Origin of the sequence: Symbioplanes lichenis (assembly GCF_030709675.1) — a bacterium.
Classification (GTDB): Bacteria; Actinomycetota; Actinomycetes; order Mycobacteriales; family Micromonosporaceae; genus Actinoplanes; species Actinoplanes lichenis.
Genome location: NZ_JAUZQD010000002.1, coordinates 679,890 through 694,051, shown reverse-complemented (window position 1 = coordinate 694,051; position 14,162 = coordinate 679,890). Strand labels below are relative to the sequence as shown.

Here is a 14,162-nt window from a genome sequence, read left to right as displayed (position 1 = left end):
GCCGCTGTACCTTGTTCGATCATGCGTGAGGCGTGGGAGTGGGTCGAGGACGGACAAGCGGAGCCGCATCGGGTGCTGGAAGGGCCCGAGCCGCGGCCCCGGCACGACTTGGCCGACACCTCAGCCTCGGTGCTGGCCGAGGTCGACGGCCGGCCGGTGCTGGTGCTGACCGGGCGCGGCTGGCAGGACGAGCAGCTGATCGGCGGGGTCGACCTGGAGACCGGGGCCTACCTGCCGGACCGCTCGGGGCTGCTGCGGGCGGCACCCCGGTCGGTGCTGCTCGGTGGAGGCCGGTGGCTGGTGACCCAGAGTGAACGCGGGGACGTCCTCGTCCGCGACGCCGTTACCGGGGCGCCGCTGCACGAGTTGCGGGATCCCGACGGGCCGGTGACGGGGCTGATCGGCTTCGCCACGGTCAACGGCCGGGACCTGGTGTTCGCGGCCGGGCGGGACATCGCGGCCTGGGACGTGGCCACCGGCGACATCGTGCACCGGCGCCCCGGCAGCGGTAGCCACTTCGCCGTCTTCCGAGGGCGGATGCTGGTCGCGACCCAGCGGGACGGCGAGACGCGGTTCCACGACGCGCTCACCGGGGAGGCGTTCGGCGCGCCGGGGCCGGGCGGGCCCATGACCACCGCCGAGTACGAGGGCCGGCTCATCGTCGCCTCGCGCCGGGACAACTACGGCACCGACCCGGTCGTCGTGTGGGATGCCGGGACGGGCGAGGAAGTGCTCGTGGCGCCGCCTTCGCTGGGCAATGACAAGCACTGGTTGTCGTACACGATGAAGGTGGTCGGCGGGTGTCCTCTGCTGCTGCTCGGCCGTCAGGGAAAGCCCGTGCTGCTGTGGGATCTGGCGGCCGGGCGCGCGGTCGACTTCCCGATGGGGGAGGAGGAGCGGGACATCGACCAGCTGGCGCTCGGGTCGGACGGGGACGAGCCCGCCGCGCTGCTGGTGTGGAAGAGCGGGGCGGCTGAGCTGGTCACTCGCGGCCGGCGGGTGCCGCTGAGCGGACCGGGCCCGCGGATCGTGGCCTTCGGCGAGGTCGGCGGGCGGCCGGCGTTCGTGCTCGCCGACGAGCTCGGCGTGCTGCGGCTGATCGACGTCGCGACCGGCGAGGACCTGCCGTCGATGTTCTACGGCGGCCAGGTGCGCAACGATCCCCTCGCCGTGCGGCGCGAGCTCGTGGTGCTGGGCGGGACGCCGCCGCGGGTGTGGGATCTGAGCACCGGGCTCCCGATCGCGAAGGCCGGCGGGCTCGAGTCGCTCGACCGGCGGGTGACGCTGGGCGAACTCGACGGGCGTACCGTGCTGGCCGCCGCGGACGACGTGGCGCTGACCGTCCGGGACGTGGCGACGGGGGAGTTGCTCACCGAGATCCCGGCCGGGCCGCTCGGCCTGGACAAGGACTGCCGGCTGGTCTTCACCGAGATCGGCGGGCGGGTCGCGGTGACCGCCGTGTCCGAGCGGGCCACGCTGCGCTCCTGGGACGCCCGGACCGGGGCGGACGCCGGCCGGCCGTACACCCTCGATCGCAGCCTGGCCGTCCTGGGCACCGGCCGCGGCGGCACGCTGGTGCTGCTGGGCGGCTATTCCGGCGACATCCGGGTGGTGGATCCGGCGACGGGCGAGGAGGCCGGGCTGCCGCCGGAGGGGCACCACGACCAGGTACGCGCCCTGGCCCACGGCACCGTCGACGGCCGGGACGTCGTGGTGTCGGGCTCCGCCGACCAGACCGTCCGGGTGTGGGACGCGGCCACCGGCGCCCCGATCGGCATGCCGTTCAAGGGTCACGACGCGGCCGTCGACTCGGTGCACTTCCTCGACCGGCACGGCGAGCCCGCGGTCATCTCCACCGCCGAGCAGGGCCCGCCGCGCATGTGGATGCTGGGCTCTCCCGCCGCCGACGGGGGCCACTACGGCGCTGTCACGGATGTCGCGGCCGGGTTCCGTGACGGCGTGCCGGTCTTCGCCTCCGCCTCCGACGACACCACAGTGCGCCTCTGGTACGCCACCACCGGCGCCCTGGCCGGACCCCCGCTGATCGGGCACGACACCTCGGTCACCGCGGTCGCCTTCGCCGGACCGGGCCACGACGTCCTCGTCTCCGCCGACGCCGACGGCCTCGTCCTGCGCGACGGCCAGCCGCTCGCCCGCCTCGACAGCACCGTCGTCAGCCTCGCCACGGCCGAGGTCGACGGCCGGCACCTGGTCGGCGCCGCCACCGAGGACGGCACCCTGCGGATCTGGGACATCCGGACCCAGCAGCCGTACGCCACCCTGAGCACCGACGAGCTCAAAGCCGCGGCCCTCACCACCCGCGACGGCCGGCTGCTGGCCGCCACGATCACGCCCCACGACGACGACGGCCTCGTCACGGTGTGGGACGTTCTCGCCGGCGAGCCCGTGTACGAGCCCGTCGCCGTGCCGGAGGCGGCCGACACCAGCCTCGCGTTCGGGTTCGTCGACGGCCGGCTCGTCGTCGTCCACGGCATCGACGCCGAGGGGGACGAGGACGAGGGCTACCACCCGGAGGAGGAGAGCTACCTGGCCGTGTACGACACCGGATCCCGTACTCAGCTCATCCGCCTCGAACACGAGTGCGCCTTCCCCAGCGGCATCACCGTCGCGCCGGGCTCGATCGTCCTCATCGGCACCGACAACGGCGGCGTCCGCGCGATGGACGCCCGCACCGGCGAGGAGACCCTGGCCTACGAACACCACAACGGCTACGTGTCGAGCGTCGCCACCACCGAGGTGGACGGCCACGTGATCGTCGCCTCAGGCGACGGCGCCAACACCGTCCACATCTGGGACCTCGCCACAGGCACCCGCCGGTGACCTTGTTCGCGAGTCTCGTCGGGTTACGGTATGAGGAGCCAGCGTCCGCGTTGGCCACCGCCGGCGACCTTGGCGTACGCGACCGACGCCTCTTCGAGTGCGACCGTGCCGGCGATACGGAGCTGGAACAGTCCGTCGGCGGCGTGCCGGAGCAGGCCGGCCAGTGCGGCGCCGTCGGGCTGGGTGACCACTGGCTTGATGTGGATACCTCGTTCGGCCTCGACTGTCTGTCCGGGGTAGCCGACGTACACGCCGCCGTCGTGCAGCGCGCGGATCGCGTCGCTGTGCATCGTCGCGGCGTCGAGCACCACGTCGTATGCCGGTCCGGGGAGCTCCTCGACGAATCGCTCGGCGCCGGCGTCTCTGACGAAGGCCGCGTCAGTCGTCCGGGCGAGACCCGTGACCCGCCAGCCTGCTCTGACCGCCAAGGCGACGGCGTATCCGCCCACGGCACCAGCCGCGCCGGTCACCAGCAGTCTGCGCCCCTCCGGCGGGCCGAGGAGGTCGAGGCCCTGGCGCGCGGCGAGAGCGTTCAGCGGTATCGATGCCGCAGCTATGGGATCCAGTCCGGCAGGCACGCGGGCCACATCGGTCGCCGCGATCACGATGCTCTCCGCATGCGCCCGGCTTGGGGCGGCGAGGTCACGATCAAGGGCAGCGACCAGGTCGCCGACGGCGAAACCGTCGACCTCGGCGCCGGCTTCGACGACCGTCCCGGCGAGGTCCGAACCCAAGCCGGCGCCCCCGCCCAGGCCGAAGACGGTTCGGCCCCGCTCGGTCGCGAGGAACACGTCGATCGGGTTGACAGCAGCCGCACTGACGTGGATCCGCAGGTCCGCGGGGCCGAGCGGTGCGGGCTCGACGTCGGTGAGCACCGGCGTGTCGGCTCCGGCGCTGGTGATGAGTGCGCGCATGGAATTCCCCCTGGATCTGGTTGCCTCACCACTTTCAGGGACCTACGTTCTCTTGGGAAGTAGGCACTTTGGAGTGGGGTACACACCCGGAGGTATGTCTTGACGGCATCCGCCCAGCGGCCGGCGCCGCAGTTCAACGCCTTCGCCGCGAGCTGCCCCAGCAGGCGCCTGCTCGATACGATCGGCGACAAGTGGGTGAGCCTGCTGATAGTCGCGCTCGGCCTCCGCGGTCCACTGCGCTACTCCGAGCTGTCCTCCCAGCTCGAGGGGGTCAGCCAGAAGATGCTCACCCAGTCCCTCCGCCGGATGGAGCGCGACGGCCTGGTCACGCGCACGCTGACGCCGTCCATGCCCGTCCGGGTCGACTACGAACTGACCTCGCTCGGCCGATCGCTGCTCGTAGTGATGAGTCAACTCAAGGAATGGGCCGAGCTGCACATGCCCGAAGTGGACGCGTCCCGGGCGGCATACGATGCCGACCACCGCTGATTCGCGTCCCGCCGCGGAACCACCCACCAGACTCGCGAACGAAATCCACGCCGGTAGTGATCGGCTTGCGGGCGCCGGTTACCGTCCGCTCGTGATCTCACGACGGACCGGCCTCGCCGCTGCCGCGGTGGCCGGGCTCGCGGCCACCGCGGTGGTCCTGTCCACCCGCGGTCCGGCCGAGGTGCCGCCGGCCCTCGCCGCCACGCTCGCCACTCAGGTCACTCCGATCGTCGAGCAGCAGCTCAGCGCCGACTGGTCCGGCGATCGCATGGGCTGCGCCACCCGCGTCTTCGGCCTCGACCCCGCCGGGGCCCGCACCCCGGCCGACGTGCGCGTCGCCTACGTGTGGGCCCAGTGCTCCACGATCGGCACCGGCATCGACTCCGGCCTCGCTCTGCCCACCGCCGTTCACCTGGTCCCGGCCCCGACCGTCGAAACCCCGGAGGACGGCTCCTACGGCGCCGACATCGAGCGCATCTTCCCGTCCCGCGTCCGCGACCTCGCCTACGGCGACGAAAAGCCGGACCTCACCCCCGCCGTCGCCGCCCGTGTCGCCGTCCTGACCTGACCGCCGGTGTCTTACATCACCTGGTTGACGCCGTAGACCGCCTGCGCGTGGGTGAAGCCCTCGAACTCGAGCTGACCGATCAGGCCGGTACGCGAGAACGAGGAGCTGTCGAGGTAGCTCTCGGCCGACTTGGCCGCCTGCTCCTTCCAGTCGGCGCCCGCGGAGTCCACGCCGTGGACGGCCTGGCTCGAGGTGAAGCCCTCGAACTTGAGCTGCTTGATCAGGCCGGTGCGGGAGAAGGCCTGGCCGTCGAGGTAGCTCTCGGCTGACTTGGCGGCCTGGTCCTTCCAGTCGGCGCCCACGGAGTCCACGGCCTTGGTCGCGATCTTTGTCGGGTAGCCCTCGAACTTGAGCTGCTTGATCAGGCCGGTCCGGGAGAAGGACTGCCCATCGAGGTAGCTCTCGGCGGATTCGTTGGCGTTCTGTTGCTCCACGGACAGCTTCGGCTCGGCCGGTGCCTCGGTGGTCTTCTCGGCCGCCGGAGCCGTGGTCGTCTTCTTCGGGCTCGGCGCTGCGGTGGTTGCTTCTGCCGTCGGCGTGGCGGTGGTCCGGTCCGGGACGGCGGAGGCCACGGCCACCGCCTCGGTCGAGCTTCGGGCATCCCCGGCGACGGTCTGCTGCGTTTGCTCGCTGCTCGCTGCGGCGATGACGGTGCCGCCGATGCACAGCAGGAACACCGCGCCGACGCTGGCGAGGACAATGGGTAGGGTCTTCCGCTTCCGAGGAGCCGGGGCGGGCGGGAAACCGAAGGATTGCGGCGGGGGCAGGGACATACCAGTACTCCTCAAGGGGCGGCCGATCGGCGAAGGTTCAGGTCGGTCTTCGGCGGCAGCAGTTGAGGGGTGCGGCAGCAGCACCTCAGCAAATGCCTCCGTCCGACATCTGACGGACGGCAGCTAGGCGGGCAACCATCTGGCGGGACAACCATCCGGCGGGAGAACAGAGAAGGCCGCAGCGGCGAACCGCTGCGGCCTCCTGGTGGTGGATCAGTGGGTTACTCGGTGGCGGTGGCCTCGCCCAGGCCGGCCGGGACCACGTCCGGGACCACGCCGCCGCGGTCGGCGCCGGTGAAGGTCAGCTTGGACTTTTCGACGTTGTCCGGGTCGCCTTCGCAGTCGACGACGACGATCTGGCCGGGGCGCAGCTCGTTGAACAGGATCTGCTCGGACAGGGTGTCCTCGAGGTCGCGCTGGATGGTGCGGCGCAGCGGCCGGGCTCCCAGCACCGGGTCGAAGCCCTTCTTCGCCAGGTACTTCTTGGCGTTGTCGGTCAGCTCCAGACCCATGTCCTTGTTCTTCAGCTGGGTCTCGATGCGCGCCGTGAAGATGTCGACGATCTGGAGAATTTCTTCCTGCCGGAGCTGGTGGAAGACGATCGTGTCGTCGATGCGGTTGAGGAACTCCGGGCGGAAGTGCTGCTTCAGCTCGTCGTTGACCTTGACCTTCATCCGCTCGTAGTTGGACTCCTCGGCCTCGGAGGCCTGGAAGCCCAGCGACACCGCCTTGGCGACATCGCGCGTGCCGAGGTTGGTGGTGAGAATGATGACGGTGTTCTTGAAGTCGACGATGCGACCCTGACCGTCGGTCAGCCGGCCGTCCTCGAGAATCTGCAGCAGCGTGTTGAAGACGTCGGCGTGCGCCTTCTCGATCTCGTCGAACAGCACGACCGAGAACGGCTTGCGGCGCACCTTCTCCGTCAGCTGACCGCCCTCGTCGTACCCCACGTAGCCGGGAGGGGCACCGACCAGGCGCGACACCGTGTAGCGGTCGTGGAACTCGGACATGTCGAGCTGGATCAGCGCGTCCTCCGAGCCGAAGAGGAACTCCGCGAGCGCCTTGGACAGCTCGGTCTTACCGATGCCCGAGGGCCCGGCGAAGATGAACGAGCCGCTGGGCCGCTTCGGGTCCTTGAGCCCGGCCCGCGTACGCCGGATGGCCTTGGAGACGGCCTTGACCGCGTCCTCCTGGCCGATGACGCGCTTGTGCAGCTCGTCCTCCATGCGCAGCAGGCGGGAGGTCTCCTCCTCGGTCAGCTTGTAGACCGGGATGCCGGTCCAGTTGCCGAGCACCTCGGCGATCTGCTCGTCGTCGACCTCGGCGACCGAGTCGAGGTCGCCGGCCTTCCAGTCCTTCTCGCGCTGGGCGCGCTGGGTCTGGAGCTGCTTCTCCTTGTCGCGCAGGGTGGCGGCCGCCTCGAAGTCCTGCGCGTCGATCGCGGCTTCCTTGTCCCGGCTGGCTTGCATGATCTTCTCGTCGAGCTCACGCAGGTCGGGCGGGGACATCATCCGGCGTACGCGCATCCGGGCGCCCGCCTCGTCGATCAGGTCGATCGCCTTGTCCGGCAGGAACCGGTCGGAGATGTAACGGTCGGCGAGCGTGGCGGCGGCCACGAGGGCACCGTCGGTGATGCTGACCCGGTGGTGCGACTCGTACGCGTCGCGCAGGCCCTTGAGGATCTCGATGGTGTGTGCCAGCGTGGGCTCGCCCACCTGGATGGGCTGGAAGCGGCGCTCGAGGGCCTTGTCCTTCTCGATGAACTTCCGGTATTCGTCCAGGGTCGTCGCGCCGATCAGCTGCAGCTCACCCCGGGCGAGCAGCGGCTTGAGGATGCTGGCCGCGTCGATGGCGCCCTCCGCGGCCCCCGCGCCGACCAGCGTGTGGATCTCGTCGATGAACAGGATGATGTCGCCGCGGGTGGCGACCTCCTTGAGCACCTTCTTGAGGCGCTCCTCGAAGTCACCGCGGTAGCGCGAGCCGGCGACCAGCGAGCCCATGTCGAGGGTGTAGAGGTGCTTGTCCTTCAGGCTCTCGGGCACCTCGCCCTTGACGATGACCTGGGCCAGGCCCTCGGCGACGGCCGTCTTGCCGACGCCGGGCTCGCCCACGAGCACCGGGTTGTTCTTCATGCGGCGCGAGAGGACCTGCATGGTCCGCTCGATCTCCTTCTCGCGGCCGATGACCGGGTCGAGCTTGCCCTCGCGGGCCCGCTGCGTCAGGTCGGTGCCGAACTGGTCGAGCACCATCGACGACGAGGGGGCCGCGGCGGCCGCGCCCCCGGCGGCCGGGGTGCCCTCCTTGCCGCCCGAGTAACCCGAGAGCAGCTGGATGACCTGCTGGCGGACCCGGTTGAGGTCGGCGCCGAGCTTCACGAGGACCTGGGCGGCGACGCCCTCGCCCTCGCGGATCAGGCCCAGCAGGATGTGCTCCGTGCCGATGTAGTTGTGGCCGAGCTGCAGGGCCTCGCGCAGCGAGAGCTCCAGCACCTTCTTGGCCCGCGGCGTGAACGGGATGTGCCCGCTCGGCGCCTGCTGGCCCTGGCCGATGATCTCCTCGACCTGCTGCCGGACCGCCTCCAGGGAGATGCCCAGGCTCTCGAGGGCCTTGGCGGCGACGCCCTCACCCTCGTGAATCAGGCCGAGCAGGATGTGCTCCGTGCCGATGTAGTTGTGGTTGAGCATCCGGGCCTCTTCCTGGGCCAGGACGACAACCCGACGGGCTCGGTCGGTGAAGCGCTCGAACACAGCTCTCACGTCCTCGCGGCAGAGCCCCACGCGCCCCGCCTGTCAGACGCACGGCATCGTGCGGAACGGGGTGCGCTGAGTCAGAGCCTCTTGGCGTCTGGCGAGGCCCGCGTGGGTGGCCTCGCTACGCTCGTGCAGGCGCGGCTGCGATGACCAGGCTACAACGATCTCGACCTAGGATGAGGGCGGGAGGATCACGATGACCGGAACTCAGCGCCACCGATCCGTGCCCGATCGCGCCCGCAAGCGACGCGTCCGGGCGCTCGCGGCCCGCCTCGGCGTGGCCTATTCCGTTGCTGCGCGCCTGCTCGCGGGCCAGACGCCCGTGCGCGAGGCGCGCCGGGTGCCGCTCTTCCCGATCGGCGACGACGAGCACCGGGCCTGGATGTTCGCTGAACGCGAACACCGCACTTTTCACTCCCGGGTGCGCGACACGCAGCTCGCCGCCGACCTGCCGCTGGGCCGCGGCGAGCACTTGGCGCTGCGCTTCCCGCCGCTGCGGCTGCCGGCCGGGCTCGGCGCGCTCTACCAGGGCGAGGGCCGGGCGACGGTGCTGGCGATGCTCTACGCGGTCGTCGCGCACGAGACGCCGGAGCTGCTGCCGCCGGCCGAGGAGCTGGCGTGGGTGGCCGAGCTGGGCGAGGAGGCGGCGGTCGACATCACGTGCGTCGCGCTCGACCGCGCCGCCCGGCTGCTGCTCGACGAGGACCCGTGGCGGCTGTGGGCGCGCGTGGAGGCCGCGCTGACGGTGGGGGAGACGAGCGCCGAGCGGCCCGCCCGCGACGCCGCGATCGCCCTCGCCCGCGAGCTGCGCTCGACCAGCCTGCGCGGCTCACGCGAGGGCGCGCGTCACGTGCTCGACGCGCTGCTGGTGGAGGCGTACGACTGCCTGCCGCCGGGCGCGGAGATCCAGGTGCGGGAGCGGCCCGGCACGGTGGTCGGCGTGCGCTGGGGGCAGGACGGCCCGCCCACCGGGTACGAGGTCCGCTTCGCCGACGAGCCCGGCGTGCACGTGATCCCGATGGAAGACCTGTCGTCGTCGCCGGAGCCGGTGGCGTAAAGCCCGTCAGCTCACGCCGGTCGCTTGCGTGGGGGCCGGAAGGGCTCGGGCGGCCGCACGTGGCAGGCGGGCTCAAGCGAGCGCGGGGCGGACGGGCTCAGGCGGGCGCGAGCGCGGGGCGGGTCGCGGTGCTCAGGCTGCGCAGGGCGCGCACGATCTCGTCGACCACGGCGGCCGGGGCGTCCGGGACCAGGCCCAGCCGGCGGACGCCGGCGAGCCACTCCGGGCGTACGTCCTCGGCGCTCGTGATGTCCGCGAGGTCGAGCACGTAGTCGCAGTCGGTGACGTCCGTGGTGATCTCCCGCGGGCCCGCCACCCGGCACCAGGCCTCGATGGCGCGCACCGCCGCGACCTCGTCGGTGCACTTCACGGCGAGCACGACCGGCTCGGTCACCGACAGGAAGCCGGGGTCGTCGGCCACCGGCACCCGCACGGGCCGCAGGCCGAGCCGGCTCAGCGTCCCGGTGATCAGGGGCGCCGCGGGGGAGGGGATCCCGCCGGGCAGGCTGTCGGCGACCAGCGCCTTCCGGGTGATTGTCATGAAACCGAGCGTAGAAACGTTTACGCCACGAAGTCCCCGAAACGATCAAATAAGCGACAAAATACGCGGCGGGCGCGATACAACATCCGGAACAACCGGATCTTGAGAACGGGGCCAGTCGTGGCGAGTCCAGCAAGCGAGGCCGACCAGCAGTCCGGCGCGGCCGCCTTCGCGCCGGTCCCGGAGACGACGTCGCGGTGGCTGCTGCGCAAGCTGCCGTGGACGCCGGCGCTCGGGGGCACGTACCGCGTCCAGCGCCGCACCACCCACCAGCCCGCCGCCGGCCGCCTCGCCGTGACCAACACCGGCAGCGTCGTCGCCCTGCTGCCGGTCTCGCTGCGCCAGATCCCGATGCTGGGTTTCGTCGAGCACGACGAGACGCTGCGCGCGGTCGCCGCCCGCTTCGAGCAGCGCGAGTACCGGCCCGGCGAGATCATCGCCGCATCCGGCACCAAGGCCGACCACCTGTACGTCATCGCGAGCGGGCAGGTGACGACCACCGGCACGGACGCGGTGCTCTCCACGGGCGAGCACTTCGGCGCCACGACGCTGACCGAGTGCTGCCAGACGTGGGGCTACACGGCGACGGCCCGCACGGCGGTGACGATCCTGGCCCTGCCGCGGCCGGTGTTCTACGCGATGGTGCAGCGCAGCCAGTCCTTGTTCTCGGCGATGGAACGCTTCCGCGCCCGCTCCCGCAAGACGCAGCAGGAGACGGTGCCGTTCGTCGGCTTCGAGAACACCCCGCGCGACTATGAGCTCAGCGTCGCCCAGTCGCTGATGCGTGTGCCCCGCGCCGAGGCCGGCGAGCGCTTTCCGCAGCAACTACAGGTGGTCGTCGAGACGCTGCGCGAGCGCCAGGAGGACGAGCTGATCAATGACCGCCGCTTCGGGCTGCTGCACAACGCCGACCTGCGGCACCGCGTCTACACTCGTTCCGGCCCGCCCACCCCGGACGACCTCGACGACCTGCTCGCCCTGCGCGAGGAGACCGACTTCCTGCTCGCCCACCCCAAGGCCATCGCCGCCTTCGGGCGCGAGTGCACCAAACGCGGCGTACGCCCGGCCCCGATCGTCCTCGACGGCCACCCCGCCGCCTCCTGGCGCGGCGTGCCGATCCTGCCCTGCGGCAAGATCCCGATCAGCGACACCCACACGACCTCGATCCTGGCCCTGCGTACGGGCGAGGAGCGCCAGGGGGTCATCGGCCTGCACCAGACCGGCGTCGAGGGCGAGCACCAGTACGGCCTGAGCGTCCGCCCCATGGCCAGCACCCCCGACAGCGTCTCCTACCTGGTCAGCGCCTACTACTCCGCAGCCCTCCTGGCCCCCGACGCCCTCGGCGTCCTGGGCCACGTCGAGCTGAGCCACTGACCGTTCACCGAGGGCCGTCTATCGAGGGCCGCTCATCGAGGGCTGTTCATCGAGGCGGCGAGGCGGCGCAGCACTCCAGCCGGATCCGGCGCCCGGGTCACCGGGCGTCCGACGATCACGTGGCTGGCGCCCGCCCGGACCGCGGCCGCGGCATCGCCCGGGCGGGCGTGGTCGGGCGCGGGTGCGGTCGTGCCGGGGACGGTCACACCCGGCACGACGATGAGCGGCCCGGGCCCGACCTCCTGCCGCAGCGTCCCGGCGTCCTGCGGAGAGGCGACCAGCCCGTGGCACCCCGCGCGCCGGGCCAGACGGGCCAGCCGCACCGTCTGCTCGGCGGGCGTGGCCGCGATGCCCAGCTCGGCCAGGTCGCCCGCGGTCATGCTGGTGACCACGGTCAGCGCGAGCACCCGCAGCCCGGGGAACTCCGCCGCGGCGTCGACCGCGGCCCGCATGATGCCCGGCCCGCCACTCGCGTGCACCGTGACCATGCCCGCCCCGAGCCGTCCGGCGGCCCGCACCGCGCCGGCCACCGAGCTGGGGATCTCGAACAGCTTGAGGTCCAGGAAGACCAGGTGGCCCGCGGCCGCCAGCCGGGCCGCCGGCCCCGGTCCCGCGCTGGTCAGCAGCTCGAGCCCGATCTTGTACGCCCGCCCGGCAGGCCCGATGCGGTCGACGGCCGCCTCCGCCTCCGCCGCGGACGCGAAGTCGAGCGCGACGATGATGCGCTCAATGGCGTCCATCGGCCGCCCCTGCGAAGCGGTCGGTCGCCGTGATCAGGGCGTCGAGGATGCCCGGCTCGTCGAAGACGTGGCCCGCGTCCTCGATCAGGTGGAACTCGGCCGCGGGCAGGGCACGGTGCAGGTCCCACGCGGTGACGGCCGGCGTGCACAGGTCGTGGCGGCCCTGGACGATGACGGTGGGGATGCCGGCCAGCCTCGGGGCGTCCGCGATGAGCTGCCCGTCGGTGAACCAGCCGCCGTGGCGGAAGAAGTGGTTCTCGATGCGGGCGAACGCCGTCGCGTAGTGCGGGTCGGCGGCCTTGTCGAGCAGGTCCTGGCGCGGCGTGAGGGTGATGGCCCGGTTCTCCCAGGTGGTCCAGGCGATCGCGGCGGGCTGGTGCACGGCCGGGTCCGGGTCGGCGAGGAGCTTCGCGTACGCCTCGATGTAGCTGCCCCCGGCCGGGACGGCCGCCGCGTAGTGCTCCCACGCGTCGGGCAGCAGGTTCGCGGCCGGGCCCTCGTAGAACCAGTCGAGCTCGCTCTTGCGCAGCGTGAAGATGCCCCGCAGGACCAGCTCGGTGACCCGCTCCGGGTGGGTCTCCGCGTACGCGAGGGCGAGCCCCGAACCCCACGAGCCGCCGAACACCTGCCAGCGCTCGACGCCCAGCATGGTGCGCAGGCGTTCGATGTCGGCGACCAGGTGCCAGGTCGTGTTGGCGCTCAGGTCGGCGTGTGGGTCGCTCGCATGCGGCCGGCTGCGCCCGCACATGCGCTGGTCGAAGAGCACGATGCGGTAGCGCTCGGGGTCGAAGAGGCGGCGGTGCCGCGGCGAGGTGCCGGCGCCCGGGCCGCCGTGCAGGAAGACGACCGGCTTGCCGCCGGGGTTGCCGCTCTCCTCCCAGTAGATCGACTGCCCGTCGCCGACGTCCAGCATGCCGGTGACCCGCGGGGCCAGCTCCGGATAGAGATCACGCATCCGGCCACTTTAAGGGCGCGGGAGGAACACGGCTCCGGCGTCCGTGGCGATGTCCGGGCCGAAAGCGCGGGCCGGCGTCCAGGATCCCGGGGGAGTGTTTCCGGATGCGAGCCGGGCGGCCACGGCCGCGGCCACGGCGGCGGTGAAATCCATGGCATCGTCCGTACGCAACCAGCCCTCGGCCGAGCTCCCGTCGGACCACCGCAGCACGGCGTGCCCCCACGAGTGCTGCCGCGGGCGCGGTGCCGCCTTGATCGGGATCCCCGCGAGCCGCCGCACGGTGAAACGCCGGAGCGCCGGGATCCGCATCAGCGCGCTCGCGGCCGGCAGCAGCGCCCGGACGACCGGGGCGGTGGGGGCCAGTCCGCTGGTGGCCACCACCGAGGGCGCTCCGGTGGCGAGCCGGGCGGCGATCAGCTCACCCACCGGCATGGACGCGGTGCTCGCGCTGGTGCCGTCGGGCAGGCTCAGCCGTCGTACGGTCGCCGCGAGCCGTTCCGTCGCCAGGTGCCCGTCGCGGTAGCGCCGCCCGCCGGTGGCCAGCACGTCGACGCTCGTCTCGGCGAACGCGGATCCCAGGGCGCCCGCCGCCACGGCCACCGAGCCCAGCGCGTCCACCTCGACCGCCGCCGGGGTGTCCCGGCCCGCCCCGAGCCGCACCACGAGGGCTTCCGTGGCGAGCACCCCGAAGCCGGCGCCCGTGACGAGCGTGCTGCCCGCGGCGGCCGCCTCGGCGTGCAGGTCCAGCAGCGCCGGCAGGGCGACGATGTCGTTGGCCAGGTCCACGTAGTGACCGCCCGGCAGGCAGGCCCGCGCGATCGTGGCGGCCGTCCGGGCGTACCCGCCGAGGGTGTTGACCACGACCGTGGGCCGCGCCCGGCGGATCTCGCGCGCGGCGGCGGCGTGATCGGCCACCACGAGGGTGCGCGCGGGGCCGGGCAGCGCGGCGGCGACTGCTGCGAGCCGATCGGGATCCCGCCCGGCGAGAACCAGATCCTGTCCGGCCAGGACGGGATCCTGTCCGGCCAGCTGAGTGGCCACGGCGCGCCCGATGCGGCCCGTGGCGCCGAGGATGTAGATCATGCCCGCCTCCCGTCGTGACGACACGCGATGTCGTCACCGCGACGCTAGCACGGTGACGACATTGCGTGTCATCGGAC

12 protein-coding genes are annotated in these 14,162 nt (G+C 72.2%); 5 read left to right on the top strand and 7 right to left on the bottom strand.

The annotated features are described in order from the left end of the window. Positions 1 to 21: 21 nt before the first annotated feature. Positions 22 to 2,841 (top strand): WD40 repeat domain-containing protein, encoded by a 2,820-nt coding sequence (locus RAN62_RS07055; RefSeq protein WP_305783656.1) that lies wholly within the window; start codon positions 22 to 24, stop codon positions 2,839 to 2,841. A gap of 23 nt (positions 2,842 to 2,864) precedes the next feature. Here the strand turns inward: RAN62_RS07055 and RAN62_RS07050 are convergent, their stop codons facing one another. Beyond that, the gene (locus tag RAN62_RS07050; RefSeq protein WP_305783655.1) at positions 2,865 to 3,716 is read right to left on the bottom strand and encodes an alcohol dehydrogenase catalytic domain-containing protein; all 852 of its coding nucleotides are present in this window, start codon (positions 3,714 to 3,716) and stop codon (positions 2,865 to 2,867) included. 138 nt (positions 3,717 to 3,854) lie between these two features. Here RAN62_RS07050 and RAN62_RS07045 point away from each other — a divergent pair, with 138 nt between their 5' ends. Together RAN62_RS07045 and RAN62_RS07040 are read left to right on the top strand one after the other, a co-directional pair. After that, positions 3,855 to 4,244 (top strand): winged helix-turn-helix transcriptional regulator, encoded by a 390-nt coding sequence (locus RAN62_RS07045; protein ID WP_305783654.1) that lies wholly within the window; start codon positions 3,855 to 3,857, stop codon positions 4,242 to 4,244. Positions 4,245 to 4,335: 91 nt separating this feature from the next. Further along, positions 4,336 to 4,812 carry a hypothetical protein gene (locus tag RAN62_RS07040; RefSeq protein WP_305783653.1) on the top strand — a complete coding sequence of 159 codons (477 nt, stop codon included), beginning with the start codon at positions 4,336 to 4,338 and terminating at the stop codon, positions 4,810 to 4,812. Between the two features lie 11 nt (positions 4,813 to 4,823). Here the strand turns inward: RAN62_RS07040 and RAN62_RS07035 are convergent, their stop codons facing one another. After that, entirely contained in the window at positions 4,824 to 5,585 is a 762-nt protein-coding gene (locus tag RAN62_RS07035) for an Ltp family lipoprotein (protein ID WP_305783652.1), read from the bottom strand. A 221-nt stretch (positions 5,586 to 5,806) separates the two neighbouring features. Continuing rightward, positions 5,807 to 8,332: an ATP-dependent Clp protease ATP-binding subunit gene (locus RAN62_RS07030; protein ID WP_305783717.1), complete on the bottom strand. Its 2,526-nt coding sequence runs from the start codon at positions 8,330 to 8,332 to the stop codon at positions 5,807 to 5,809. 199 nt (positions 8,333 to 8,531) lie between these two features. Here RAN62_RS07030 and RAN62_RS07025 point away from each other — a divergent pair, with 199 nt between their 5' ends. Continuing rightward, positions 8,532 to 9,392 (top strand): hypothetical protein, encoded by an 861-nt coding sequence (locus RAN62_RS07025; protein ID WP_305783651.1) that lies wholly within the window; start codon positions 8,532 to 8,534, stop codon positions 9,390 to 9,392. Between the two features lie 97 nt (positions 9,393 to 9,489). Here RAN62_RS07025 and RAN62_RS07020 read toward each other — a convergent pair whose 3' ends face one another. Then, positions 9,490 to 9,933, bottom strand: coding sequence for a hypothetical protein (locus tag RAN62_RS07020; RefSeq protein ID WP_305783650.1), 444 nt, complete (start codon positions 9,931 to 9,933; stop codon positions 9,490 to 9,492). A 120-nt stretch (positions 9,934 to 10,053) separates the two neighbouring features. On the opposite strand from RAN62_RS07020, the gene RAN62_RS07015 reads away from it, so the two are divergent. Beyond that, a complete protein-coding gene (locus RAN62_RS07015) occupies positions 10,054 to 11,307 on the top strand; it encodes a family 2B encapsulin nanocompartment shell protein (RefSeq protein ID WP_305783649.1) in 1,254 nt (417 codons plus the stop codon). Positions 11,308 to 11,339: 32 nt separating this feature from the next. On the opposite strand, the gene pyrF is transcribed toward RAN62_RS07015, so the two are convergent. The 3 genes from pyrF to RAN62_RS07000 are packed head-to-tail and all read right to left on the bottom strand — an operon-like array spanning position 11,340 to position 14,109. Next, on the bottom strand, positions 11,340 to 12,047 hold the full coding sequence (pyrF, locus tag RAN62_RS07010; RefSeq protein WP_305783648.1) for an orotidine-5'-phosphate decarboxylase: 708 nt from the start codon (positions 12,045 to 12,047) through the stop codon (positions 11,340 to 11,342). Continuing rightward, entirely contained in the window at positions 12,034 to 13,002 is a 969-nt protein-coding gene (pip, locus tag RAN62_RS07005; protein ID WP_305783647.1) for a prolyl aminopeptidase, read from the bottom strand. The genes pyrF and pip overlap by 14 nt, the downstream gene beginning before the upstream one ends. A gap of 9 nt (positions 13,003 to 13,011) precedes the next feature. Beyond that, positions 13,012 to 14,109 carry a saccharopine dehydrogenase NADP-binding domain-containing protein gene (locus RAN62_RS07000; RefSeq protein ID WP_305783646.1) on the bottom strand — a complete coding sequence of 366 codons (1,098 nt, stop codon included), beginning with the start codon at positions 14,107 to 14,109 and terminating at the stop codon, positions 13,012 to 13,014. Positions 14,110 to 14,162: the final 53 nt, after the last annotated feature.